The following is a 643-nucleotide window of genomic DNA, read 5'->3' on the forward strand; positions in this document are numbered from 1 at the left end:
AAGACGATATTCGCCCGCGGTATCCACTTCTAAGTTGCCATCCTTCATTCGAAGACCTTCAGGGAACCCACCAATCAGACTGACTTTGCCTTTCTGACCAGCAAACGTCATTGGAATAGCCAGTTTAGGCTGATAAGTGAGAGACATTTCCACGTCTTTCATTACCGGATGAGGTGCGCGTTCGATTTCAATGTTGAAGCGGGTTTTACTTGCTGGATAATTACGCAAGTCGTATTCGTAGGCTTCAACTTCTGCGCTACCAACACCTTTGATCAACAACGCTTCACCATCCGTAGTTTTAGCGACAACATCTTCACCATTGATGATGCGATATCCATAGTCGCCGCGAGCGTGTGCAACTTGAGGGAAAATGCGTCCACCGTCTTCATACGTCTTAGCAATATTCGCAACACTGATGGCTTGACGTTGACCCTGTTTCACATCGACCACAAACTGAGCGACTTGCTGCTTGTTTAAGAAAGCATCGCTGTATGTTGCTGTCGCCTCAACGGTTACCTGACCAACGTTGTGGATCAAAAGCAAACCCGTTTCTGGGTTTAGTAACTCGGCAACCTCGTTGTCTGGTTCGCTGCGCAAAATTTTGTAAGTGATATTTTGCGTTTCAACTTTCTCCAAACGTGAA

Annotated in this window: 1 pseudogene; it reads right to left on the minus strand. The window is 46.3% G+C overall.

Annotated elements, in window-relative coordinates:
- Positions 1-643 (minus strand): annotated as a pseudogene (locus tag R7190_RS28270) (cadherin repeat domain-containing protein); the annotation flags it as partial.

It is taken from the genome of Vibrio sp. 1078-1 (genome assembly GCF_033340475.1).